Source organism: Pseudomonas sp. LLC-1, from assembly GCF_002992185.1.
GTDB classification, from domain to species: Bacteria; Pseudomonadota; Gammaproteobacteria; order Pseudomonadales; family Pseudomonadaceae; genus Aquipseudomonas; species Aquipseudomonas monteilii.
Genome location: NZ_LUVY01000017.1, coordinates 91,016 through 113,728, shown reverse-complemented (window position 1 = coordinate 113,728; position 22,713 = coordinate 91,016). Strand labels below are relative to the sequence as shown.

Annotated in this window: 19 protein-coding genes; 10 read left to right on the top strand and 9 right to left on the bottom strand. The window is 63.3% G+C overall.

The window, feature by feature from the left end:
• Positions 1–25 precede the first annotated feature (25 nt).
• Both A0O30_RS19010 and ctlX read left to right on the top strand, forming a co-directional pair.
• Entirely contained in the window at positions 26–1,078 is a 1,053-nt protein-coding gene (locus A0O30_RS19010) for an ornithine cyclodeaminase (protein ID WP_105947528.1), read from the top strand.
• 70 nt (positions 1,079–1,148) lie between these two features.
• Positions 1,149–2,042 (top strand): citrulline utilization hydrolase CtlX, encoded by an 894-nt coding sequence (ctlX, locus tag A0O30_RS19005; RefSeq protein ID WP_105947527.1) that lies wholly within the window; start codon positions 1,149–1,151, stop codon positions 2,040–2,042.
• A gap of 44 nt (positions 2,043–2,086) precedes the next feature.
• Here the strand turns inward: ctlX and A0O30_RS19000 are convergent, their stop codons facing one another.
• The 3 genes from A0O30_RS19000 to pobA all read right to left on the bottom strand — a co-directional run bounded on the left by A0O30_RS19000 (position 2,087) and on the right by pobA (position 6,052).
• Complete coding sequence (locus A0O30_RS19000; protein ID WP_105947526.1) at positions 2,087–2,968, bottom strand: LysR substrate-binding domain-containing protein; 882 nt, start codon at positions 2,966–2,968, stop codon at positions 2,087–2,089.
• A 44-nt stretch (positions 2,969–3,012) separates the two neighbouring features.
• Entirely contained in the window at positions 3,013–4,803 is a 1,791-nt protein-coding gene (ggt, locus tag A0O30_RS18995; protein ID WP_105947525.1) for a gamma-glutamyltransferase, read from the bottom strand.
• A 61-nt stretch (positions 4,804–4,864) separates the two neighbouring features.
• Complete coding sequence (gene pobA, locus A0O30_RS18990) at positions 4,865–6,052, bottom strand: 4-hydroxybenzoate 3-monooxygenase (RefSeq protein WP_027614940.1); 1,188 nt, start codon at positions 6,050–6,052, stop codon at positions 4,865–4,867.
• A gap of 172 nt (positions 6,053–6,224) precedes the next feature.
• Between pobA and A0O30_RS18985 the strand changes: the two genes are divergently transcribed.
• From A0O30_RS18985 to A0O30_RS18955, 7 genes are all read left to right on the top strand, one after another.
• Positions 6,225–7,103 carry a helix-turn-helix domain-containing protein gene (locus A0O30_RS18985; RefSeq protein WP_016713902.1) on the top strand — a complete coding sequence of 293 codons (879 nt, stop codon included), beginning with the start codon at positions 6,225–6,227 and terminating at the stop codon, positions 7,101–7,103.
• A 72-nt stretch (positions 7,104–7,175) separates the two neighbouring features.
• The gene (locus A0O30_RS18980; RefSeq protein WP_019099730.1) at positions 7,176–7,574 is read left to right on the top strand and encodes a MerR family DNA-binding transcriptional regulator; all 399 of its coding nucleotides are present in this window, start codon (positions 7,176–7,178) and stop codon (positions 7,572–7,574) included.
• Positions 7,575–7,593: 19 nt separating this feature from the next.
• A complete protein-coding gene (locus tag A0O30_RS18975; protein ID WP_105947524.1) occupies positions 7,594–8,493 on the top strand; it encodes a hydroxymethylglutaryl-CoA lyase in 900 nt (299 codons plus the stop codon).
• A 636-nt stretch (positions 8,494–9,129) separates the two neighbouring features.
• Entirely contained in the window at positions 9,130–9,369 is a 240-nt protein-coding gene (locus A0O30_RS18970) for a DUF3203 family protein (protein WP_016713899.1), read from the top strand.
• Between the two features lie 121 nt (positions 9,370–9,490).
• On the top strand, positions 9,491–10,894 hold the full coding sequence (gene ccoG, locus A0O30_RS18965; RefSeq protein ID WP_105947523.1) for a cytochrome c oxidase accessory protein CcoG: 1,404 nt from the start codon (positions 9,491–9,493) through the stop codon (positions 10,892–10,894).
• Between the two features lie 50 nt (positions 10,895–10,944).
• On the top strand, positions 10,945–12,354 hold the full coding sequence (gene mapR, locus A0O30_RS18960; RefSeq protein ID WP_016713897.1) for a GntR family transcriptional regulator MpaR: 1,410 nt from the start codon (positions 10,945–10,947) through the stop codon (positions 12,352–12,354).
• 122 nt (positions 12,355–12,476) lie between these two features.
• Entirely contained in the window at positions 12,477–14,543 is a 2,067-nt protein-coding gene (locus A0O30_RS18955; protein WP_105947522.1) for a PAS domain-containing sensor histidine kinase, read from the top strand.
• A gap of 9 nt (positions 14,544–14,552) precedes the next feature.
• Here A0O30_RS18955 and A0O30_RS18950 read toward each other — a convergent pair whose 3' ends face one another.
• The 6 genes from A0O30_RS18950 to A0O30_RS18925 all read right to left on the bottom strand — a co-directional run bounded on the left by A0O30_RS18950 (position 14,553) and on the right by A0O30_RS18925 (position 20,840).
• The gene (locus A0O30_RS18950) at positions 14,553–15,299 is read right to left on the bottom strand and encodes an SDR family oxidoreductase (RefSeq protein ID WP_105947521.1); all 747 of its coding nucleotides are present in this window, start codon (positions 15,297–15,299) and stop codon (positions 14,553–14,555) included.
• Positions 15,300–15,428: 129 nt separating this feature from the next.
• Positions 15,429–16,964, bottom strand: a complete 1,536-nt coding sequence (locus A0O30_RS18945) for a DHA2 family efflux MFS transporter permease subunit (RefSeq protein ID WP_105947520.1) — start codon at positions 16,962–16,964, stop codon at positions 15,429–15,431.
• Positions 16,961–18,154, bottom strand: a complete 1,194-nt coding sequence (locus A0O30_RS18940; protein WP_105947519.1) for an HlyD family efflux transporter periplasmic adaptor subunit — start codon at positions 18,152–18,154, stop codon at positions 16,961–16,963. The genes A0O30_RS18945 and A0O30_RS18940 overlap by 4 nt, the downstream gene beginning before the upstream one ends.
• Positions 18,155–18,184: 30 nt before the next feature.
• On the bottom strand, positions 18,185–18,658 hold the full coding sequence (locus tag A0O30_RS18935) for a MarR family winged helix-turn-helix transcriptional regulator (protein ID WP_060496987.1): 474 nt from the start codon (positions 18,656–18,658) through the stop codon (positions 18,185–18,187).
• Positions 18,659–18,790: 132 nt separating this feature from the next.
• Positions 18,791–19,420, bottom strand: coding sequence for a response regulator transcription factor (locus A0O30_RS18930; RefSeq protein WP_105947518.1), 630 nt, complete (start codon positions 19,418–19,420; stop codon positions 18,791–18,793).
• A 13-nt stretch (positions 19,421–19,433) separates the two neighbouring features.
• On the bottom strand, positions 19,434–20,840 hold the full coding sequence (locus A0O30_RS18925; RefSeq protein ID WP_105947517.1) for a sensor histidine kinase: 1,407 nt from the start codon (positions 20,838–20,840) through the stop codon (positions 19,434–19,436).
• A 195-nt stretch (positions 20,841–21,035) separates the two neighbouring features.
• On the opposite strand from A0O30_RS18925, the gene A0O30_RS18920 reads away from it, so the two are divergent.
• Positions 21,036–22,658, top strand: coding sequence for an acyl-CoA synthetase (locus A0O30_RS18920; protein WP_105947516.1), 1,623 nt, complete (start codon positions 21,036–21,038; stop codon positions 22,656–22,658).
• Positions 22,659–22,713 lie beyond the last annotated feature (55 nt).

The following is a 22,713-nucleotide window of genomic DNA, read 5'->3' as shown; positions in this document are numbered from 1 at the left end:
CAGCGCAATAACAAGGTGCAAGAGCATGACGTATTTCATTGATGTTCCAACCATGTCGGACTTGGTACATGACATTGGCGTAGCGCCGTTCATAGGCGAACTGGCTGAGGCCCTGCGTGAAGACTTCAAACGCTGGCAGGAGTTTGACAAGTCTGCGCGTGTTGCCAGCCATTCGGAAGTGGGTGTTATCGAATTGATGCCGGTTGCCGACAACAGCCGCTATGCCTTCAAATACGTTAACGGCCACCCGGCCAATCCTGCCCGTGACCTGCATACGGTAATGGCCTTCGGCGTGCTAGCCGATGTCGACACCGGTTACCCGGTATTGCTGTCCGAACTGACCATCGCCACCGCCTTGCGCACCGCCGCCACCTCGTTGATGGCCGCGCAGGCACTGGCCCGGCCGAACGCACGCAAGATGGCGCTGATCGGCAACGGCGCACAAAGCGAATTCCAGGCGCTGGCCTTCCATAAGCACCTGGGTATCGAAGAAATCGTTGCGTACGACACTGACCCGCTGGCCACCGCCAAGCTGATTGCCAACCTCAAGGAATACAGCGGCCTCACCATCCGCCGGGCCGGCTCGGTAGCCGAAGCCGTGAAAGGCGCGGACATCATCACCACTGTTACTGCCGACAAGGCCTACGCCACCATCATCACCCCCGACATGCTCGAACCCGGCATGCACCTGAATGCCGTGGGCGGCGACTGCCCGGGCAAGACCGAGCTGCACGCTGATGTACTGCGCAAGGCCCGCGTGTTCGTCGAGTACGAACCACAAACCCGTATTGAAGGCGACATCCAGCAACTGCCGGCGGACTTCCCTGTCGTCGACCTGTGGCGCGTACTGCGCGGCGAAACCGAGGGGCGCCAGAGTGACAGCCAGGTCACCGTGTTCGATTCGGTGGGCTTCGCCCTGGAAGACTACACCGTACTACGGTACGTACTACAGCAAGCCGAAAAACGCGGCATGGGCTCGAAGATCGACCTGGTGCCGTGGGTGGAAGACGACCCGAAAGACCTGTTCAGCCACACCCGTGGCCGCGCTGCCAAAAACCGCATCCGACGCGTTGCCTAACCCAGCTCTTACCCGGTATTTCCACATGGCATTTCCAACGCGTTCGATTCAAGCCCCGGCAGCAGTGGTCATGGTCAGACCACATGCGTTCACCCCCAACCCGGAAACCGCAGCCGACAACTCGTTCCAGCGCAGCAGCCCCGACATCGCGGCGCAGGCCCTGGCCGATGTGGCGCGCGATGAAGTCACCCAGGCCGCTGGCAGGCTGGAGGCCGAAGGTGTACGCGTGCACCTGTTCGACGACTTTGGCGAGCACAACACCCCGGACTCGGTATTCCCCAACAACTGGTTCTCCACCCACCCCGGGGGGCATATCGCGATTTACTCGATGTACTCGCGCAACCGCCGCCGCGAACGGCGCGCGGATGTGATCGAGATGCTCAAGCATGAGTACCGGGTGCAGGATGTCATCGACTATTCCGGGCTGGAGCAGGACGAGCTGTTTCTTGAAGGGACCGGCGCCATGGTGTTCGACCACCTGTCACGGGTGGCCTACACCGCGCGCTCCAACCGCGCCGACCCGATTGCCCTTGAGCGCTTCAGCACGCACTTCAACTTCGAGCCGATGGTGTTCGACACCGCCGACGAGCAAGGCACGCCGATTTACCACACCAACGTGCTGATGTGCGTGGCGACCGCGTTCGCACTGGTGGGCTTTGACACCTTCACCAACAAGGCACGGGCCGAGGAAGTGCGGATGCGGCTGATCGAATCCGGTCGCGACGTGATTGACCTGAGCAACCAGCAGATCAGCCAGTTTGCCGGTAACGCTATCGAGCTGTCCGGGCGTGACGGGCGTATTCTGGCGCTATCACGCAAGGCCTTCGACAGCCTGACCGATGAGCAGCGCCAGCGCATCGAGCGTTCGGCGCGGCTGGTGCCGCTGGATGTGCCCACCATCGAAATGGCCGGTGGCTCGGTGCGCTGCATGATTGCGGGTATTCATCTGTCGCCGAGAAGCTAGCGTTGGCGCAGGAATATTGGGGCTGCTTTGCAGCCCCAATAGTGTCAGATACCACCGCCCGCCAGCAGCTGCGTCATCACCTCGGCCAACGCCTTGACCATCACATCCGCCGTCGGCCGATGCACGATGACGATTTCATAACTGTCGACCTCCGGCAGCCCCTGCCCCGCCCCCAGCACCCGATGCTCGCCAGTGGCCGCCCTTGGCGGTAGCAGGCTGACACCCATGCCATCGGCCACTGCCGCCTGGATACCACTGAGACTGGAGCTGGTGAAACTGATGCGCCAGCGCCGCCCCATGCCTTCGATGGCGGTGATCATGTCTTCGCGGTACAGCCCCCGCGGCGGGAAGGTCACCAACGGGATCGGGTCCAGCTCGAAGGCGGGGGTGCGCGCACTGTCGATCCATTGCAGGCGCTCGGGCCAGCAGGCCACGCCCTCGCGGGTGTTGCGCCGCTGCTTGAGCAACACCAGGTCGAGCTCACCGTTGTCGTAGGCCTGGCTGAGGTCGCGGCACAGGCCGCTGGTCACTTCCAGCTTCACCTGCGGGTGCAGGCGGCTGAAGGCCGACAGCGCATTGGTGGTGCGCCCGCCAACGAAGTCCTCGGGCACCCCAAGGCGCACGGTGGTGCCCACCATCGCCCCGGCCAGGGCTTCGAGCATCTGGTCGTTCAAGGCCAGCATGTGCCGGGCGTAGCCGAGCAAGGTTTGCCCGGCATCGGTGGGCAGCACATCGCGGTTGCCCCGCACCAGCAAACGGTGGCCGACCATGTCTTCCAGGCGGCGTACCTTCTGGCTGATGGTCGACTGTGTCGAGTGCAGGCGAGCGGCAGCGGTGGTGAAGCTGCCGCAATCGGCCACCACCACAATGGCGCGTAGCAGGTCGAGGTCGAACAGCGCCCTATTCGATTTAACGCTAATGGACATCTGGGTATTCAACTACTGAATGACAAGACTGCGTTCTATCACGGCTAGTCACCAAGGGCCACACCTTCACGCCGCGGGTCGGCCCCGCCCGACCAACCCTCGCCGCTGCGCTGGATGATCTGCATGCCGCTGGTCATGGTCATGGGCGTCACCTCATGCCCCCAGGCTGCCAACTGCCGGATCAGCGCCGGGCTGCTCAGCCCCGCTTCCACCTCGGTGCCGGCATTGCGGCTGCCAAAGTTGGGCAAGCCTGCGGCCTGTTGCGGGTCGAGCTGCCAATCCAGCAAGCCAACCAACGCCTTGTTCACATAGCCGATGATCTGCGAGCCGCCCGGTGAACCCAGGCTGGCCACCAGATCGCCCGAGGCTCGCGAGAACACCAGCGTTGGCGCCATGGCCGACAGCGGCCGCTTGCCCGGCTGTACCCGGTTGGCCACGGGTTTGCCGTGCTCCTGCGCAATGAACGAGAAGTCAGTGAGGTGGTTATTGAGCAGGAAGCCCTTGACCATCAGGTGCGAGCCGAACGCCGCCTCCACCGAGGTGGTCATGGCCAGGGCCTGGCCGCTGTCATCCACCGCGCTGAGGTGCGAGGTGGAAATGCGCAATGGCGAGCGATCCGGCGCCAGGGCCAAGTCGGCGCCCTGGGGTTGGCCCGGGCGAGCACGCTTCATGCTGTGCTCGCCAATCTGCGCTGCACGGCTGGCCAGGTAGTTGGCGTCGGTAAGCGCCTTGACCGGGACCGGCACGTAATCGCTGTCGGCCAGGTACTGTGCGCGGTCGGCATAGGCCAAACGCTCAGCCTCGGCGATCAGGTGCACGGCCAGTGGTGATGCCTCCAGGCCAGCCGGGGATGCGCTCGCAAGCGGGCGCAACGCTACCAGATCGCGCTGCGGCGTGGCGCGCTGTACGGCTTCGAGAATACCCAGGGTCTGCAACACCGTCACCCCGCCCGAAGACGGCGGCGGCATGCCGCAGATGCGCCAGGCCTTATAGGGGCCGCACACGGGCTCGCGCTCTTTGGCCTGGTACTGCTGCAAGTCCTGCAACGAGAGGTAACCGGCATTGGCATGGCTGCGCACCTTGGCCACGATGGCTTCGGCGATCTCGCCGGTATAGAACGCGTCAGGGCCTTGCACGGCAATCTGATCGAAGGCATCCGCAAGCTCGGGGTTGCGCAGGATCGTTCCCACCGCCAGCGGCTTGCCCTGCTCATCCAGGAAGTAGCGGGCCATGGCCGGTGACCGGGCAATGAACGGGTCACCGGACACCAAGGTGTGAAGGCGCTCGGACACCGGGAAACCGTTGCGTGCCAGCGCGATGGCCGGCGCGAACAGGTCGCGCCAAGGCAGCTTGCCGTGCTGATCGTGGGCCAGTTTCAAAGCACGTAGAACACCCGGCACGCCAACCGAGCGCCCGCCAATCTGCGCCGCCCTGAATGGCATCGGCGTGCCGTCGGCTTGCAGGAACAGCCTTTCCGTCACAGCTGCCGGCGCGGCCTCGCGGCCATCGAACGCCTGCACACGCTCGCCGTCCCAATAAAGGATGAATGCCCCGCCGCCAATACCGCTGGATTGCGGCTCGACCAAGGTCAGCACCATTTGCATCGCAATGGCCGCATCGATGGCGCTGCCACCGGCACGCAACATTGCCCGCCCCGCTTCGCTGGCCAACGGGTTGGCTGCAGCAACCATATGGCGGCTGGCCTGCACGGGCTGCAAGCCGGTGCGGTAGCCAGAGGCCAGCTCGGGAGGTGCGGGCAGCACCTGGTCGGCACAGGCCAGGCCACTGGCGGCTACCAGGCAAAGGGCACTGATCAGGGGTGGGGAGAAATACATCGGCATGCTTCCTGCGAACTTCAAAAGCCCCGAAGATACCCTGTCGAACCCCTGAAAAAAACTAAGCCACTTCCTCGAACGGCAAGCCCACGTAGTTCTCGGCAATGTTCACCAGCCCGGCTGGCGACGTCAGGAAGTACTCGCGGTCGGCCTCTTGCATCTTCTGGTCCCAGGCGTCCTTGTGGCTGCCGAAGTCATGCAACAACTGGGTCATGAACCAGCTGAAGCGCTCGCCTTTCCACACCCGGCGCAGGGCCAGCGGGGAGTATTGCTGCAGCAGGTCGGTGCGCCCTTCGCGGTAAACCTTGACCAGAATGCGATACAGGTAATTCACGTCCGACGCTGCCAGGTTCAGGCCCTTGGCACCGGTAGGCGGGACGATGTGCGCGGCGTCACCCACCAGGAACAGGTGGCCATACTGCATAGGTTCGACCACCAGGCTGCGCAGCGGGGCGATGCTTTTTTCCAAAGCCGGGCCGGTGACCAGGTCAGCCGCTACGTCGGCGGGCAAGCGGGCTTTCAGTTCATTCCAGAAGCGCTCGTCAGACCATGCCTCGACACGGTCCTGCAAAGGTACCTGCAGGTAGTAGCGGCTGCGTGTTTGCGAGCGTTGGCTACACAGCGCGAAACCACGCTCGTGGTGGGCATAGATCAACTCGTGATTGACCGGCGGCGTGTCCGAAAGCAGGCCCAGCCAGCCAAACGGATAAACCCGCTCGTACTGCTTCAATACACCTTCGGGAATGCTCTGGCGCGACACACCGTGGAAGCCGTCACACCCGGCGATGTAGTCGCAATCCACCCGGTGCAACTGGCCGTCCTTCTCAAACGTGAGGTAGGGTTTCTCGCCCTTCAGCTCATGTGGCTGGACATTGCTGGCGGAATAGATGATCGGCGCGCCACTCGCTTCGCGGGCCTGCATCAGGTCGCGGGTGACTTCGGTCTGGCCGTATACCATGACGGTCTTGCCGCCGGTCAGGGCTTTCAGGTCCAGGCGTTGGCGGCGCCCGCCGACCAGCAACTCGACCCCTTCGTGCACCAGGCCCTCACGGTCCATGCGCTCGGCCACACCGGCTTCGCGCAGCAGGTCGACAGTGCCTTGCTCCAGCACCCCGGCGCGGATGCGGCCAAGTACGTATTCAGGCGTCTGGCGCTCGACGATGACGTTATCGATACCGGCCTTGTGCAGCAGTTGGCCCAGCAGCAGGCCAGACGGACCTGCACCAATAATTGCAACCTGAGTTTTCATTGTTGTTGTCTCTGTTCGGACGATGCCGGCCCTGGACTGGCAGTGGGGCGGCATCTGCTGTTAGGGTTTGCCCTTGCATTTTTACTGGCAAAAAGTGCTACCGAAGTGTGCTATTCCATCTAAAACCTGCACTTTTATAAAAAACGTTCGATTAACGGACATACTACCCCTGATGAAATCCACCCTCCCCGGCGTTCCGTTGTTCAAGCTGTATGGCGAAAACCAGGCCTGGCCCGGCACCGACCTGCTGCATTGCGAATCGATCCCTGCACGCAGCCGCCTGCACCACTGGGAGATCAAGCCACACCAGCATGCCGAGCTGTTCCAGTTGCTGTATGTACAGCGCGGCCAGGCCCAGGTGGAGATCGAAGGGTTGCGCAGCGCCATCGGCGAAGCGGCGATCCAGGTGGTGCCGCCGATGACCGTGCATGGCTTTCGCTTCAGCGCCGATATCCAGGGCTATGTGCTCACCTTCGGCACCGCGCTGGTGGCGAACCTGGAACAGCGCCTGGGCATGCCGCTGGCGGTGCTGGCCCAACCTGCGTGCTACCCGCTTGGGCATGACCGTGTGCACCTGCGCAGCCTGATCGACACCTTGCAGCAGGAGTACCAGGGCAATGCCCCGGCGCGCGCGGCCATGCTCGAAGCGCTGGTGACCGCGCTGATGGTGTGGATCAACCGCCGCCAGCAACTGGGGCAGGCACCGCGTAACCGCGATGAACGCGACCGGCAGTTACTGGGGCAGTACCTGCGGCTGGTCGAGGCGCATTACCGCGAGCATCTGTCAGTAGAGGCTTTTGCCGCACGGCTGAACGTTCCAAGCCTGCAACTGAACCAGCTGTGCAGGGCCTTGAGCGGGCAGACAGCGTTGCAGGTGGTGCACCAGCGGTTGCTGCTGGAGGCGCGGCGTAACCTGATTTATACGCGGATGAGTATCGGGCAGTTGTCGGATAGCCTGGGATTCACAGACCCGACATACTTTGCCCGGTGGTTCAAGCGGTTGACGGGGGAGACGCCTAACGGGTACCGACGCGCGGCGCAGCCGGACTGATTGCGGCAGGCTGCTTGACGTATACGTCAACCTGCCTTCAGGATACCCGCATACCCCACGCCGAGCCCCAGCATGAGCACCCAGACCTACAGCATTTCCGACCTGTCCCGCGAGCTGGACATCACCACCCGGGCCATCCGTTTCTATGAAGAGCAGGGCCTGCTGAGCCCCGAACGCCGCGGCCTGGAGCGAATCTATTCGGCCCGCGACAAGGTCAGCCTCAAGCTCATCCTGCGCGGCAAGCGCATCGGCTTTTCACTGGCCGAGTGCCGCGAGCTGATCGAGCTGTACGACCCCACCAGCGGCAACCTTAAACAGCTCAACAGCATGCTGGCGAAAATCGCCGAGCGCCGCGCCCAACTGGAGCAGCAGATGCTCGACATCCACCAGATGCAACTGGAACTGGACACCGCCCAGGAGCGTTGCGAACAAGCCCTGGCCGCCACCCTGAACAACAAAGACAACCGCTGAACGCCACAGGAAACCTGCCATGTCCTTGCCCAAACACGTCCGCCTGGTCGAAGTCGGCCCCCGCGACGGCCTGCAGAACGAAGCCCAGCCCATCAGCGTTGCCGACAAGGTGCGCCTGGTCAACGACCTTACCGAAGCAGGCCTTGCCTATATAGAAGTGGGCAGCTTCGTCTCGCCCAAGTGGGTGCCGCAAATGGCCGGCTCTGCCGAGGTGTTCGCCGGTATCGACCAGCGCCCCGGAGTCACTTATGCAGCACTGGCACCCAACCTGCGCGGTTTCGAGGACGCGCTGGCTGCAGGGGTGAAGGAAGTGGCGGTGTTCGCGGCCGCCTCCGAAGCGTTTTCGCAGCGCAACATCAACTGCTCGATCAGCGACAGCCTCAAGCGCTTCGAGCCGATCATGGAAGCTGCGCGCAACCACGGTATAAGCGTGCGCGGCTACGTATCGTGTGTACTCGGCTGCCCGTATGAAGGCAAGGTCAGCGCCGAACAGGTGGCCCCGGTGGCCCGCGCACTGCACGACATGGGCTGCTACGAAGTATCGCTGGGTGACACCATCGGCACCGGCACTGCCGGCGATACCCGGCGCCTGTTCGAGGTGGTCTCTGCCCAGGTGCCGCGCGAGCAGCTGGCCGGGCACTTCCACGACACCTATGGCCAGGCCCTGGCCAACGTCTATGCCAGCCTGCTCGAAGGCATCAGCGTATTCGACAGCTCGGTGGCCGGGCTGGGTGGCTGCCCTTACGCCAAAGGCGCAACGGGCAACATCGCCACGGAAGACGTGGTGTACCTGCTACAGGGACTGGGTATTCAGACCGGCATCGACCTGGACCGGCTGATCGCCGCCGGCCAGCGTATCAGTATCGTGCTGGGCCGCGGCAATGGGTCGCGGGTAGCACGGGCGCGTAGCGCGCAGTAAGTCATACGGGTGTCACACAGGTGTGGGCGAAGTGTTACCGCCCCCACATTTCACAGCAAAAAATCGGGTAACAGGGAAACAAATCGGCAGAATTTCAGGCCAAGCACTTTTGAAGAATATCGCTAAGTAGCTGATTTTAAAGGATTTTCAAAAGTTGGCACGCACCCTGCTATATCTCTGGTACAAGAACAATAAAAATGTGACACCCAATAAAAACAACAGGTAACGGCTCTGACATAACAAGAACAACACGGCAGAGGCGTAGCAAGCAGATTTTTTTGGAGTAGACACGCTTTTCAGGGGTACGCCCCGCGGTCTGGCACAGAACAATAAAACTACCTCAAGGTAGCAGCAGCCAGGTTCGGATCAGCCATGATGAAAGCAGGTCAGCGCTCAAAAAAATACGTTTGCTCTTGACCCCGCATGGGGGTCGCCCGCAACACCAGGACAGGCTGACAAAAACAACAAAAGGCCAGTCCCAATAATAAAAAAAGAGCAAGCAACAACGCTTTGAGGGGAGCTTCGGCTCCCCTCAGTGCTTCCCGCCCTCCTCCTTTCTTCTCCTTTCAGCCCCCTGATGCAGTAACCCGCCTTGCATTGTGGTCCACCCTGTAACCCTGCAAGGAGGACAACACCATGCCCGTTGAAATCGACGAAACCACCCGCCGCTGCACCCTGATCGGCGAAAACCTGCGCATCGAGGGCGATGGCCCTGCTATCGAAATCGTCACCGACGAACACCTGCGCATGTCAGTGGCCCTGCTGGCAGGCCAGCGTGTCCCCATCACCGAAGCCGAGGCCGATGCGCTGACCGTAGCGGGTGCGGTGGATAGCCGCAGGCATCTGAAGGCCAGCGTGCCAGGCTCGGTAATTTAAGGCCTGGCGGTCGAAGCCGGGTAATCTGATATGGTTTTTATCGCAAAATCTGAGCCTGTGCTGATAACAGCCTCAGGGCCATAGTGCTCATGCCTGATCGAGGCCTGATGAGCACCGAGCCATGAACAATAGAATCCCTTTCACAGAGATCGCCCCCACCCCAGCCAGCCCCCGACTGCGACACACCGACAGCGGCATTCACACCCGCAGCTTCAGCGGTCTGTACCGCAACCTGCGCATCGGCTTTGCCGGTGCCCTGTTCGTGCTGTTCTTCGGCACCGCGTGGCTGAACTGGAACGGCCGCCAGGCCGTGTTGTGGGACCTGGCCAACAGCAAATTTCACATCTTTGGCGCAACCTTCTGGCCCCAGGACTTCATCCTGTTGTCAGCACTGCTGATCATTTGCGCCTTCGGCCTGTTCGCCATCACCGTGTACGCCGGCCGCGTGTGGTGTGGCTACAGCTGCCCGCAGAGCACCTGGACGTGGCTGTTCATGTGGTGCGAAAAGGTCACCGAAGGTGACCGCAACCAGCGCATCAAGCTGGCGGCCGCGCCCTGGAGCCTGAACAAGCTGGGGCGCCGCACCCTGAAACACAGCCTGTGGCTGGTCATTGGTATCCTCACCGGGCTGACCTTCGTCGGCTATTTCACACCGATTCGTCCACTGGCCGCAGAACTGTTCACCTTGCAACTGGGCGGTGTGGCGCTGTTCTGGGTGCTGTTCTTTACCGCCGCCACTTACATCAATGCCGGCCTGCTGCGTGAAGCGGTGTGCCTGCACATGTGCCCGTATGCGCGCTTCCAGAGTGTGATGTTCGACAAGGACACCCTGGCCGTCGCCTATGACCCACGGCGCGGTGAGGCCCGTGGCCCGCGCAAGAAGGGCAGCGACGTCCAGGCCCAGGGCCTGGGCGACTGCATCGACTGCACGCTGTGTGTGCAGGTGTGCCCCACCGGCATCGATATCCGCGATGGCTTGCAAATGGCCTGCATCGGTTGCGCAGCGTGCATCGACGCCTGCGACGGGGTGATGGACAAGATGGGTTACGCTCGCGGGCTGATTGGCTACAAGTCCGAACACAGCCTGCAGGGCGGTACGACTCACTGGCTGCGCCCACGCCTGCTCGGCTATGCCGCTGCGCTGGTGGTGATGATCGCGGCGCTGGTGGTGGCCTTGCAACTGCGCCCGATGGTGTCGCTGGATGTGATCAAGGACCGTGGCCTGTTCCGTGAAAATGCCCTGGGCCAGATCGAGAACATCTACCTGCTCAAGGTCATCAACAAGACCGAGCGCACCCAGCACTATGCGTTGCGCCTGCTGGACGCCGACGGCTTCACCTTGCAGGGCAACACGGCGCTGGTCATCCCGGCGGGCGAAATGAGTGAACTGCCGGTGTCGGTGGCGATGCTTGCCGAGCGCCCGACCAGCAGCTCGCAAACACTCAGCTTCGAAATCAGCGAGCGTGACGACCCCGCCATCCGCAGCGTGGCCCACAGCCGCTTCGTCGCCCCCCTGAACCGTTGATCCCTTACACTGACGCCACCTTGCCTGCCAGGCTTCGACAGAAGGCCAGAATGAAACGCTACGAACGCTTTGCCGACGACATTGCCGAACTGATCCGCTCCGGGGTACTGGGCCCCGGCCAGCGCGTGCCCTCGGTGCGCTACGCCAGCCAGACCCACGGGGTCAGCCCTTCTACCGTTTTCCAGGCCTATTACCTGCTGGAGCGGCGCGGGCTGATCCGCGCCCGGCCGCGCTCGGGGTATTTTGTCAACGCCCACGCCCCGCGCCAGTTCAGCGAACCTCAGGCGCTGCAGCCGGTCAGCGAGTCTACCGATGTCGACGTCAGCGCCTTGGTGTTTTCGATCCTCGACTCGATCAAGGACCCCAACACCATACCGTTCGGCTCGGCCTTCCCCAGCCCCGAACTGTTCCCGCTGCAACGCCTGTCGCGCTCGCTGGCCAGCGCCAGCCGCAGCATGGACCCGCGCATGGTGGTCACCGACCTGTCGCCCGGCAACCCGCAACTGCGCCGGCAGATTGCCCTGCGCTACATGGTTGGCGGGCTGATGCTGCCCATGGAAGAACTGCTGATCACCAACGGCGCCCTGGAAGCCCTGAACCTGTGCCTGCAGGCAGTAACCCAGCCCGGCGACCTGGTGGCCATCGAGGCCCCGGCCTTTTATGCCTGCCTGCAGGTGCTGGAGCGGCTCAAGCTCAAGGCGGTGGAAATCCCGGTGCACCCGCGCGAAGGCATGGACCTGGGCGTGCTGGCACAAACCCTGGAGAAGCACCCGGTCAAGGCCGTGTGGTGCATGACCAACTTCCAGAACCCGGTGGGCGCCAGCATGCCAGAAGCCAAGAAGCAGGCCCTGGTGGAATTGTTGGCGCGCCATGAGGTGCCGTTGATCGAAGACGACGTGTACGCCGAGTTGTATTACTCGCAACAGGCGCCCAAACCGGCCAAGGCCTTCGACACCCAGGGCCTGGTCATGCACTGCGGCTCGTTCGCCAAAAGCCTGGCACCGGGCTACCGCATCGGCTGGGTCGCCGCCGGGCGCTTTGCGCAGAAGATCGAGCGGCTGAAACTGATGACCTCGCTGTGTGCCTCGATGCCGGCCCAGGCGGCAATTGCCGACTACCTGCAGCACGGCGGCTACGACCGCCACCTGCGCAAGCTGCGCTACGCGCTGGAAGGCCAGCAGGCCAACATGCTGGCGGCCATCGCTCGCCACTTCCCGGCGCAGACGCGGGTCAGCCAGCCTTCCGGTGGCTACTTCCTGTGGCTGGAGTTGCCCGAACAGATGGACGCCCTCAAGCTGTTCCATATGGCCCTGGCGCAAGGCATCAGCATCGCCCCCGGGCCGATCTTCTCGCCCACCCGGCGCTTTGGCAATTGCATCCGCCTGAACTACGGAAGCCCCTGGCATGACGGCGCGGAACGGGCCATGGAAACCCTCGGGCGGATCATCCGCTCCTTCTGATCATCGAACGCCCGGCTGCCGAACAACGGCTGCCGGGCATCACCCGCCAACTGCGTTGACCCGCTATTCGCGTGCAGGTGAACACGCTAAAGTCAGAGCCTCCCCTTTTGTCGGACGTCGGCATGCCCTCCCGCGACCTACGCTCATTGCGCCAACACGTCGAAGCCCTCCAGCGGCAGAACGCGCAACTGAAATCACAGCTTGCCAGCCTCCAGGACCACGATCAGAACTTCTACCGTTCGTTGTTCGACACCATGGACGAAGGCTTCTGCATCATCGAGTTCTTCGACGGCCCGCACGGCCCGCTCAGTGACTACGTGCATGTACTGGCCAACGCGGCCTACGCCAAGCACGCCGGCATCCCCAACGTGGTCGGGCAGAAGCTGCGCGAGATGGTGCCCGATGAAGCCGATGACTGGGTAGCCCGCTACGGCGCGGTGCTGCGCACTGGCGAGCCCCTGCATTTCGAGCAGGAGCTGGTCGCCACCGGCCACGTGCTGTCTGTTACCACCTTCCGCGTGGAGCCTGCCGAGAAACGCCAGGTAGCGGTGTTGTTCAAGGACGTTACCGAACGCCGTCGGGCAGAGCAGGCCCTGCAACGCCTGAACGAAGAACTGGAGCAACGGGTAAGCGCTGCACTGGCAGAGCGACGGCTGTTCGCCGAGCTGGTCGACCACAGCGTGGTCAATGTGCATGTGGTCGACAAAGACATGCGTTGGCTGGCCATCAATCGCCAGGCGAAACATGACTTTCAACGGTTGTTCGGGCGCACGCCTGAAATTGGCGATTACCTGCCAGACCTGATCGACGATGAGCCAAACGTTCGGACGTTGAGCCTGGCCATGTGGCAGCGTGCCTTGGCGGGCGAGCAATTCGTCGAGATCGGTACATTCGGCAAGGCGCCCGAGCAGTACCATTACGAACTGCGTTTCAATGCCTTGCGCGACCATGATGGCGAAATACAAGGCGCGTTTCTGTTCGCTTATGACATCAGCGAGCGCGTACAGGAGCAAAAGCGCCTGGCCAAAGCCGAGGAGGCCCTGCGTCAGGCGCAGAAGATGGAAGCCGTGGGCCAGCTCAGTGGCGGCATCGCCCACGACTTCAACAACCTGTTGGGCGGTATTCTGGGCGCGCAAGAGCTGATGCGCCAACGCCTGGACCAGTCACGCTTCGACACCCTCGAACCCTTGCTGGAGCTCTCCAGCGGTTCGGCTCAACGGGCGTCCTCGCTGGTGCACCGCCTGCTGGCGTTCTCACGCCAGCAGACCCTGCAGCCCTGCTCAACGCAAATGGCAACGTTGGTGGCGGGCATGGAAGAGCTGTTGCGCCGCACCATTGGCCCGGCCATCACCCTGAGCAGCCGGTTTGCCAGCGAACTGTGGCCAACGTTCATCGACCCACCCCAACTGGAAAGCGCCCTGCTCAACGTGTGCATCAACGCGCGCGACGCCATGCCAGCGGGCGGCGTCATCGATATCGTCGGCGACAACCTGCTGCTTGACGAGGTACAGGCCCAGGCGCTGGAACTGCCCGTCGGCGAATACGTGCGGCTGAGCATCATCGACAACGGCAATGGCATGTCGGCGGAGGTGGCCAAACGGGCCGTAGACCCCTTCTTCACCACCAAGCCCATGGGCCAGGGCACTGGCCTGGGTTTGTCGATGACTTACGGGTTCGTGCGCCAATCGGGTGGGCAACTGCGCGTACTTTCGACGCTGGGTGAAGGCACGCGCATCGAGCTGCTGTTGCCCCGCCACTACGAGCAACCCAAGCCATCAGCCCCCAAACCGCAGCGCAAGACGCTGGAAAAAGGCAGTACCGTGGCGCGGCGTATCCTGTTGATCGAAGACCAGACGGCCTTGCGCCTGGTGGTTTGCGAAGTGCTGGAAGAGCTGGGTTACCGGGTTGATGCATTCGAGGACGGCCCCACTGCCTTGGCCTACCTGCAAAACGGCGAATGGCCAGACCTGCTACTGAGCGATATTGGCTTGCCCGGCGGCCTGAATGGCCGCCAGGTGGCTGAGCGCTGCCGCGAACGCTACCCGGACCTCAAGGTGCTGTTCATCACCGGCTACGATGAAAGCGCGGCGCTCAGTGACGGCCAGCTGCTACAAGGCACGCTGGTGCTAACCAAGCCGTTTGAACTGGAGGTGCTGGCCGAGCGGGTCAGTACCCTGCTTGAGGATTGACGGGCGCGTTCAGCGCCCGCCGCCCAGGTCGATGAAGCTGCCCGTGGAGTAGGACGCCTTGTCTGACAGCAACCAGAGAATGGCCTCGGCCACTTCTTCAGGGCGCCCGCCCCGGCCCATGGGCAAGCCGGGTTCCAGCTTGCTGACGCGGTCCGGGTCACCGGACAGCGCATGGAAGCCGGTGTGAATGTAGCCCGGGCGTACGCCATTGACCCGCACGCCCTCGCCTGCCACCTCTTTGGCCAGGCCAATGGTGAAGGTATCGAGCGCGCCTTTGGAGGCGGCATAGTCGACATATTCGTTGGGCGAGCCCAGGCGTGCGGCCACCGATGACACGTTGACGATGGCGCCGCCTTGCCCGCCATGCCGGCGTGCCATGCGCAGCAGGGCGTGCTTGGCGCAGAGCATGGGGCCGACGACATTGGTTTTCATGACCTTGAGCAGGCGAAACTCGGACATATCCTCCACCCGGCTTTGCTGGCCGATGGTGCCGGCGTTGTTGACCAATGCGGTGACCGGGCCGAGTTCATCATCAACGCGCTGGAACAGCTGGATGATTTCATCCTCGACGCTGACGTCGGCGCGCACGGCAATGGCCTCGGCGCCCAAGGCGCGGACCTGGCCGAGGATGTCTTCGGCGGCTTGCTCGTCGGCGTGGTAGTTGATGCAGATACGGTAGCCCTGGCGAGCAGCCAGCAGCGCCGTGGCGGCGCCGATGCCACGGCTACCACCCGTGATGACGATGACGTTCTCCATGAATGTGCCAATCGTTTGGGAAAGGAGAGTCGACAATAGGCGAAACGGCTGTGCATGGGAATGACCAAAGTCAGCCCAAACACCGCCCCGCTCTCAATCTTGATCTTGCTTTGGCCCTACTAGCCCAGCTCAATGCCCCGCCGACGCGGGCCCCGCCTTGGCCGTAAACGGCGGCTTGGCAAACCACACCAGCAAGATCAACCCGGCAAACACCCAGGTCATCAAGGTGAAGTAGTCCACCGTCGACATCATGTACGCCTGCCCATTGAGTATCTGCTCAAGTTGCGCATAGCTCTGCGGGTTAGCCCCACCCAGTTGCTCCAGCGTATGCCGCGTAGCCGGGTCGAACTGGCTGATATTCTCGCTCAGGTAAGCATGGTGCTGATCCGCCCGACGAATCCAGATCCAGGTCGTCAACGAAGCCGCAAAACTCCCCCCCAGCGTACGCAGGAAGGTCGCCAGCCCCGAACCGTCGGCGATCTGGTGCGGCGGCAGATCAGACAGCAGAATGCTCAAGGTCGGCATGAAGAACAGCGCCACACCGATACCCATGAACAACTGCACCAAGGCCACATGCTGGAAGTCCACCTCACTGGTGAAGCCCGCACGCATGTAGCAGCTGGTACCGATCGCCAGAAACGCCAGCCCCGCCAGCACCCGCAGGTCGAACCGGTGCGCATACTTGCCCACGAACGGCGACATGATCACCGGCAGCAAGCCGATTGGCGCCACCGCCAGGCCCGCCCAGGTAGCGGTATAGCCCATCTGCGTCTGCAACCATTGCGGCAGGATCAGGTTGATGCCGAAGAACCCCGCATACCCCCCGACCAACACAATGGTGCCAACCCGGAAGTTACGGTGCACGAACAGGCGCAAGTTCACCACAGGGTGGCGGTCGGTCAGCTCCCAGATCACGAACACGGCCAGAAACACCACCGAAATCAGGCTGCCGACGATGATGAACGAAGACTCGAACCAATCCAGGTCATTGCCTTTGTCCAGCACCACCTGCAACGCGCCGACACCGATGATCAACGTGAGCAGACCGATGTAATCCATCGGCTGGCGGCTGGTGACCACAGGCCGCGTACGCATCTGCTGGCGCACGACGGCGGCGGCGAACAGGCCGATGGGTACGTTGATGAAGAAGATCCACGGCCAGCTGTAGCTGTCGGTAATCCAGCCCCCCAGAATCGGCCCGGCAATCGGCGCCACCACCGTGACCATCGCCAGCAGCGCCAACGCCATCCCCCGCTTGGCCGGGGGGTACACGGCAATCAGCAAGGTCTGGGTCATCGGGTACAACGGCCCGGCAACCACCCCCTGCAACACGCGAAAGCCGACCAGCTCCGGCATCGACTGGGCGATACCGCACAGAAACGAGGCCAGCACGAACAGCAGCGTGGCCCAGATGAACAGTTTCACCTCACCAAACCGCCGGCTCAGCCAGCCGGTCAGCGGCAAGGCGATGGCGTTGCTAACCGCGAACGACGTGATGACCCAGGTGCCCTGCTCGTAACTCACCCCCAGGTTGCCGGAAATGGTCGGCAACGCCACGTTGGCGATGGTGGTGTCGAGCACCTGCATGAACGTCGCCAGCGACAGGCCGATGGTGGTCAGCAACAGGCTCGGCGGCGTGAACTGGGCAGCGGCGTTGTTGCTCATCGCTGGGCCGTCTTGCCGGTTGCACTGTTTTCGTGAATCAGCCGGGCGATCAGGTTATCGGCCTCGACCAACTGACGGTCGTACACCTGCGTGGTGTAGCTGGCCTGTTGCGGCGGCTGTTGGGCCAGGGCCGGACCGCTCTGGTCGTGCAGGTCGACTTCCACCACCGTGGACAGGCCGATGCGCAACGGGTGGTCCTTGAGCTGGTCAGGGCTGAGGTGAATACGCACCGGCACCCGCTGCACGATCTTGATCCAGTTGCCAGTGGCGTTCTGTGCCGGCAACAGCGCGAATGCGCTACCGGTACCGGCCCCCAGGCTGTCCACCGTGCCGCTGTACTTGACCTCGCTGCCGTACAGGTCGGCGCTGATCTGCACCGGCTGGCCGATGCGCATGTCACGCAGCTGGGTTTCCTTGAAGTTGGCATCGATCCACACCTGGTCCAGCGGGATCACCGCCATGGTCGCAGTGCCCGGTTGCAGGCGCTGGCCCAGTTGCACGGTGCGCTTGGCAACGTAGCCGGTCACCGGCGCCACCAGGGTGGTACGGGCATGGTCCAGGTAGGCCTGACGCAGGTCGGCAGCAGCAGCCATCACTTCGGGATGCGAAGACACCACGGTGTCATCGACCAGCGCGCTGCTGGTGCTGAGTTGCTGGCGGGCACTGTTGACGGCCGCCTGGGCGACACTCAGGTCGTCGCGAGCATGGGACAGCTCTTCTGCGGCAATGGCACCGCTGTCGGCCAGCACCTTGCGCCGGTTGAAGTCCTGCTGTGCCTTGCGCAATTCGGCCTGGCGGGTTTCCAGCTGAGCCTTGAGCGAGTCGACGTTGCTGTACAGCCCGCGTACCTGCCGCACGCTGCGCGCCAGCTTGGCCTCGGCGGACTGCAAGGCCACCTCGCTGTCGGCCGGGTCGAATTGCAGCAACACCTGGCCGGCGTGGACCAGGTCGCCGTCATCGGCACCAATGCTGGTGACGGTGCCGGTGACCAGCGGGGTGATCTCCACCACGTTGCCATTGACGTAGGCATCGTCGGTGCTTTCGTGCCAGCGCCCGACCAGGCTGTACCAGGCCCAGGTGCCGATACCGGCAAGGATCAGCAACAACACCAGGCCAAGCAGCCAGGCCTTGCGCTTGCGCGACGGCTCGGGCGCGGCGGAGGGAGTCGGGGTGTCTGCGGGAGTGGCCATGACAATACCTTGGATAATTCGTGACAGGGTTCAACGGTCGCCAAAACGGCGGATCGTCAACGGGTCGCCAGCACTGAGCAGCACCTTGGCCAGCAGGCCTTCCAGGGCCTTGAGCTCTTCCGGTGCCAGCACGCCGCACAATTCGTTCATGGCGGCAGCGCCAATTTCCGGCAGGCGGTCGGCCAGGCGCTGGCCGTCGGCGGTGAGCGCCAGGCGTACCTGGCGGCGGTCGTCGGCGCAGCGGTTGCGCACGATCAGGTCCTTCTGTTCGAGGCGGTCGAGCATGCGGGTCATCGAACCGCTGTCCAGACCCAGGTAGCGGCACAGCTCGGCCGGGGTGTCCACCTGGTACTGGGTGACGATGATCAGCACCTTGAACTGCGCGGCGGTGACGCCCTCTGACTCAAGGTGCCAGTCGAGAATGCGGTCCTTCAGGATCGCTGCGCGGCCGAGCAACATGCCGATGGCGCAGGTCTGGAAGTTTTCGGGGGAAAAATGGGCCATCGGGGATTGCTCGGGTAATTGTGTGAAAATATTACTGCCTAGGCAGTGAATGTCAAAGCTTTGATTAGGTAGCTATGCAAAATTTCATATTTCTGACTGAAATGCCGCGCCTATAGGGGGACGCCAAGGCGGCTACCGCGCTCGCAGGCCCAATGCCTCCACAGCCCCGCAGGCAATCGCCATGCCCACCAGTTCTGCCAGGCTATCCGCCTGCAAACGCTTCATCACCCGCCCCCGGTACAGGTCCACGGTCTTTACGCTGATGCCCAGTTGCTCGGCAATCTCTCGGTTGTTCAACCCCTGTGCAAGCGGCACGAACACGTCACGCTCGCGCGGCGTCAGGCCGTCGATACGCGCCTGCACCTGGGCCAATGCCTGATCACCCTGCCGCGCACGCGTGGCACGCTCCAGCGCGGCCTGCACGCTGTCGAGCAGCAACTGGTCGTTGTAAGGCTTTTCGATGAAGTCGCAGGCGCCAGCCTTGAACGCGCGCACCACGATCGGCACATCGGCATGGCCACTGACGAAGATCACTGGCAGCACCAGGCCGCGCTCGCGCATCACCTGCTGTACCGCAAGCCCGCCCAGCCCCGGCATGCGCACATCCAGCAGCACACAGGCAGGCCCATCGTCGACGCAGGCATCGAGAAATGCCTGCCCACTGGCAAACGGCAAGGCCTGCAAACCCACCGATTCCAGCAGCCAGACCGTCGAGTCGCGCATCCCTTGGTCGTCATCGACCACATACACTTTCGCTTGCACCCTCAACTCCCCCTTATCCCCTGCTGACCGCCAGGCGGCAGCACAATACCAGACCGCCGTTGCCACCCGCCCGCGCCCACAGGCTGCCGCCAAAGCCTTCGATCAGGCTGCGGCTCATGCTCAAACCCAGGCCCAGGCCGTCGGCCTTGCTGGTGGTGAACGGCGTGAAGATATCGTCCAGTCGCGCGGGTTCCACACCCGGGCCCTGGTCAGCCACCTCGACCAGTACGCCGTCGCCATCACGCGCAGCACCGAGCAGGATACGTGACGGCCGCTCGCCCTGCTGCTCGCGGTTGGCATCGATGGCATTGCGCAACAGGTTGAGCAGAACCTGTTCCAGCAACACCCGGTCGGCGTACACCAAGGGCAGTTGCGTACTCATGCGCAGCTCCACCGTCACTTGGTCACGCGCGGCCTCCCACGCGCACAAGCGCATGGCCTCCTCGGCGACCTCGGTCACGTCCAGCGCCTGCAGGTTCCGTGGCCCCTTGCGCAGGAAGACGCGCAGCCGGCGGATCACTTCAGCGGCGTGGGTAGCCTGTTCGCTGATGCGTTGCAACCCCTGCCCTACACGCTCACGGGCCTGCGGGTCGCGCTCGATGCTCGACAGGTAGCGCAAGCTGGCGTTGGCGTAATTGACCACCGCAGCCAACGGCTGGTTGATCTCGTGGGCGATGCCCGAGGCCAGTTCGCCGAGGGTGGCCAGCCGGGCACTGTGCGCCAGGCTTTCCTGGGCTTCGATGCGCAAGGTGATGTCGCGGGATACGCTGACCACCTCCACCACCGTGCCGGTGTAGGTTTCGCGGATGGCCCGGCTGGCAATTTCGAACCAGCGGTAACCACCCGCAGCCTGGCGTACCCGGCAGGTCATGGTGTGGTAGCCATCCTGGTCCAGCGCTGCTGCCGCCTGGCGCAGCACCTGGCGCCGCTCGCGCGGGTGCAGCAAGCTGTGCACGGGCATGCCGCGCAGTTGCTCGGGCCACAACCCGAGCAAGCGAAATGCGGCCGGAGAAGCATCGAGAAAGCGGCCATCGGGGCTGTGCCGGGAGATCAGGTCGGTGGTGTTCTCGATGATCAACCGATACAAGCGCCGTGCACGGCTGGCCTCACGCGCGCCCTGGCGCTCTTCACTGGCGTCACGGCAGCGCCCTAGCACCTGCTGGCCCTGGTCATCAGGCATGAACGTCCACAGCACGATGCGCTCACCCACCTGCACTTCGACATCGGCAATCGCCCGGTGCTGGCGCAGGCAGGCACGTACCAGCGCGGCGCAGTTGGCCGGCAGCCAGCTGGCCAGCCCCGGGCCTTCATCTACCCAGGCTTGCAGCGCGGGGTTGAGCGCCAGCGGCCTGGCGTCATCGGCCAGCAGCAGGCTGGGTTGAGGGTCCTTGGCGAGCAAGGGATAAGCGGTCTTGTCCACGATAGGCGGCTCGTTGTTATAGTAGTTTTACTATATTGCTATAGTCGATATTCCTACTACCATAGCGGTTCGCGTAAAACTGCGACAGAGGAAGGCGGCCTACCGTACGCCTTCCCGCACCCTGAACAGAGCTAACAATCAGCCACCGGGGGCCAAGCGCACAGGCTGCGCCTGCCTCCCTTACAGGATTACCGCATGTCGATCTATGCCCAGGGCCTGATGCCCGCTGCCGTCAACCATGTCGCCCTCACCCCGCTGAGTTTCATCGAACGCACTGCTGCCGTTTACGGCAACTACCCCGCCGTGATCCACGGCGCCATCCGCCGCAACTGGCAAGACACCTACCAACGCTGCCGCCGCCTGGCCAGTGCCCTGGTGGGCCGCGGCATCGGCCGTGGCGACACCGTGGCAGTGATGCTGCCCAACACCCCGGCCATGCTCGAAGCCCACTTTGGTGTGCCCATGACCGGTGCCGTGCTCAATACCCTGAACGTACGCCTGGACGCCGAGGCCATCGCCTTCATGCTGCAGCATGGCGAGGCCAAGGTGCTGATTACCGACCGCGAGTTCCATGCGGTGATTGAAGCCGCCCTGGCGCTGCTCGAACATCCGCCATTGGTAGTGGACGTGGATGACCCCGAGTACGGCGAAGGCCGTGCGGTCAGCGAGCTGGACTACGAGGCCCTGCTCGCCGAGGGCGACCCGGAATATGCCTGGGAGTGGCCGGATGACGAGTGGCAGGCCATTTCGCTCAACTACACCTCCGGCACCACCGGCAACCCAAAAGGCGTGGTCTACCACCACCGCGGCGCCTACCTGAACGCCTTGGGTAACCAGATGACCTGGGCCATGGGGCATCGCCCGGTGTACCTGTGGACCTTGCCGATGTTCCACTGCAACGGCTGGTGCTACCCCTGGACCATCACCGCCCTGGCCGGTACGCATGTTTTCCTGCGCCGGGTCGACCCGCAGAAGATCCTTAACCTTATCCGCGAACACCGGGTCAGCCACCTGTGCGGCGCACCGATCGTGCTCAACGCTTTGGTCAACATGCCGGAAGCCGCCAAGGCCGCCATCGAGCACCCGGTGCAGGCCATGGTGGCCGGCGCCGCACCACCGGCCAAGGTGATCGGTGCCGTGGAAGAAATGGGCATCCAGGTTACCCACACCTACGGCCTGACCGAAGTCTACGGCCCGGTGACCGTGTGTGCCTGGCATGACGAGTGGGACGAACTGACGCTGGAAGAACGCGCGCGCATCAAGTCACGCCAAGGTGTGCGTTACCCGACGCTCGACGGCCTGATGGTTGCCGACCCGCAAACCCTCGAGCCGGTGCCGCGCGATGGCAACACGCTGGGCGAGATTTTCATGCGCGGCAACACGGTGATGAAGGGCTACCTGAAAAACCCCGAGGCGACCGCCGAAGCCTTCCGCGGCGGCTGGTTCCACACGGGCGACCTGGCGGTGTGGCATGCCGATGGCTATGTGGAGATCAAGGACCGGCTCAAGGACATCATCATTTCCGGTGGCGAGAACATTTCCACCATCGAGGTCGAGGACGCCCTGTACAAACACCCGGCGGTGCTCGAGGCCGCCGTGGTGGCGCGCCCGGATGAAAAATGGGGAGAAACCCCGTGCGCCTTCGTAGCCCTCAAGCCTGGCCGGGAAGACACCCGCGAAGCCGACATCACCAGCTGGTGCCGCGAGCACCTGGCCGGGTTCAAGGTGCCCAAGACCGTAGTGTTTGGCGAACTGCCCAAAACCTCCACCGGCAAGATCCAGAAGTACGTGCTGCGCGACCGGGCCAAAGCCCTCTGAAGCCGTAGCGGCCTCATCGCCGGCAAGCCAGCTCCCACAAGTACCGCGCAAGTCT

What these genes read in the sequence shown, in the direction of transcription:
- A0O30_RS18970 (WP_016713899.1), top strand. Translation starts at nt 9,130, where the DNA reads ATGCCCGTTGAAATCGACGAAACCACCCGCCGCTGCACCCTGATCGGC.
- A0O30_RS18920 (WP_105947516.1), top strand. Translation starts at nt 21,036, where the DNA reads ATGTCGATCTATGCCCAGGGCCTGATGCCCGCTGCCGTCAACCATGTC.
- mapR (WP_016713897.1), top strand. Translation starts at nt 10,945, where the DNA reads ATGAAACGCTACGAACGCTTTGCCGACGACATTGCCGAACTGATCCGC.
- A0O30_RS18955 (WP_105947522.1), top strand. Translation starts at nt 12,477, where the DNA reads ATGCCCTCCCGCGACCTACGCTCATTGCGCCAACACGTCGAAGCCCTC.
- A0O30_RS18985 (WP_016713902.1), top strand. Translation starts at nt 6,225, where the DNA reads ATGAAATCCACCCTCCCCGGCGTTCCGTTGTTCAAGCTGTATGGCGAA.
- A0O30_RS18945 (WP_105947520.1), bottom strand. Translation starts at nt 16,964, where the DNA reads ATGAGCAACAACGCCGCTGCCCAGTTCACGCCGCCGAGCCTGTTGCTG.
- A0O30_RS18940 (WP_105947519.1), bottom strand. Translation starts at nt 18,154, where the DNA reads ATGGCCACTCCCGCAGACACCCCGACTCCCTCCGCCGCGCCCGAGCCG.
- A0O30_RS19010 (WP_105947528.1), top strand. Translation starts at nt 26, where the DNA reads ATGACGTATTTCATTGATGTTCCAACCATGTCGGACTTGGTACATGAC.
- pobA (WP_027614940.1), bottom strand. Translation starts at nt 6,052, where the DNA reads ATGAAAACTCAGGTTGCAATTATTGGTGCAGGTCCGTCTGGCCTGCTG.
- ccoG (WP_105947523.1), top strand. Translation starts at nt 9,491, where the DNA reads ATGAACAATAGAATCCCTTTCACAGAGATCGCCCCCACCCCAGCCAGC.
- A0O30_RS19000 (WP_105947526.1), bottom strand. Translation starts at nt 2,968, where the DNA reads ATGTCCATTAGCGTTAAATCGAATAGGGCGCTGTTCGACCTCGACCTG.
- ctlX (WP_105947527.1), top strand. Translation starts at nt 1,149, where the DNA reads ATGGTCAGACCACATGCGTTCACCCCCAACCCGGAAACCGCAGCCGAC.
- A0O30_RS18935 (WP_060496987.1), bottom strand. Translation starts at nt 18,658, where the DNA reads ATGGCCCATTTTTCCCCCGAAAACTTCCAGACCTGCGCCATCGGCATG.
- A0O30_RS18950 (WP_105947521.1), bottom strand. Translation starts at nt 15,299, where the DNA reads ATGGAGAACGTCATCGTCATCACGGGTGGTAGCCGTGGCATCGGCGCC.
- A0O30_RS18975 (WP_105947524.1), top strand. Translation starts at nt 7,594, where the DNA reads ATGTCCTTGCCCAAACACGTCCGCCTGGTCGAAGTCGGCCCCCGCGAC.
- A0O30_RS18980 (WP_019099730.1), top strand. Translation starts at nt 7,176, where the DNA reads ATGAGCACCCAGACCTACAGCATTTCCGACCTGTCCCGCGAGCTGGAC.
- ggt (WP_105947525.1), bottom strand. Translation starts at nt 4,803, where the DNA reads ATGTATTTCTCCCCACCCCTGATCAGTGCCCTTTGCCTGGTAGCCGCC.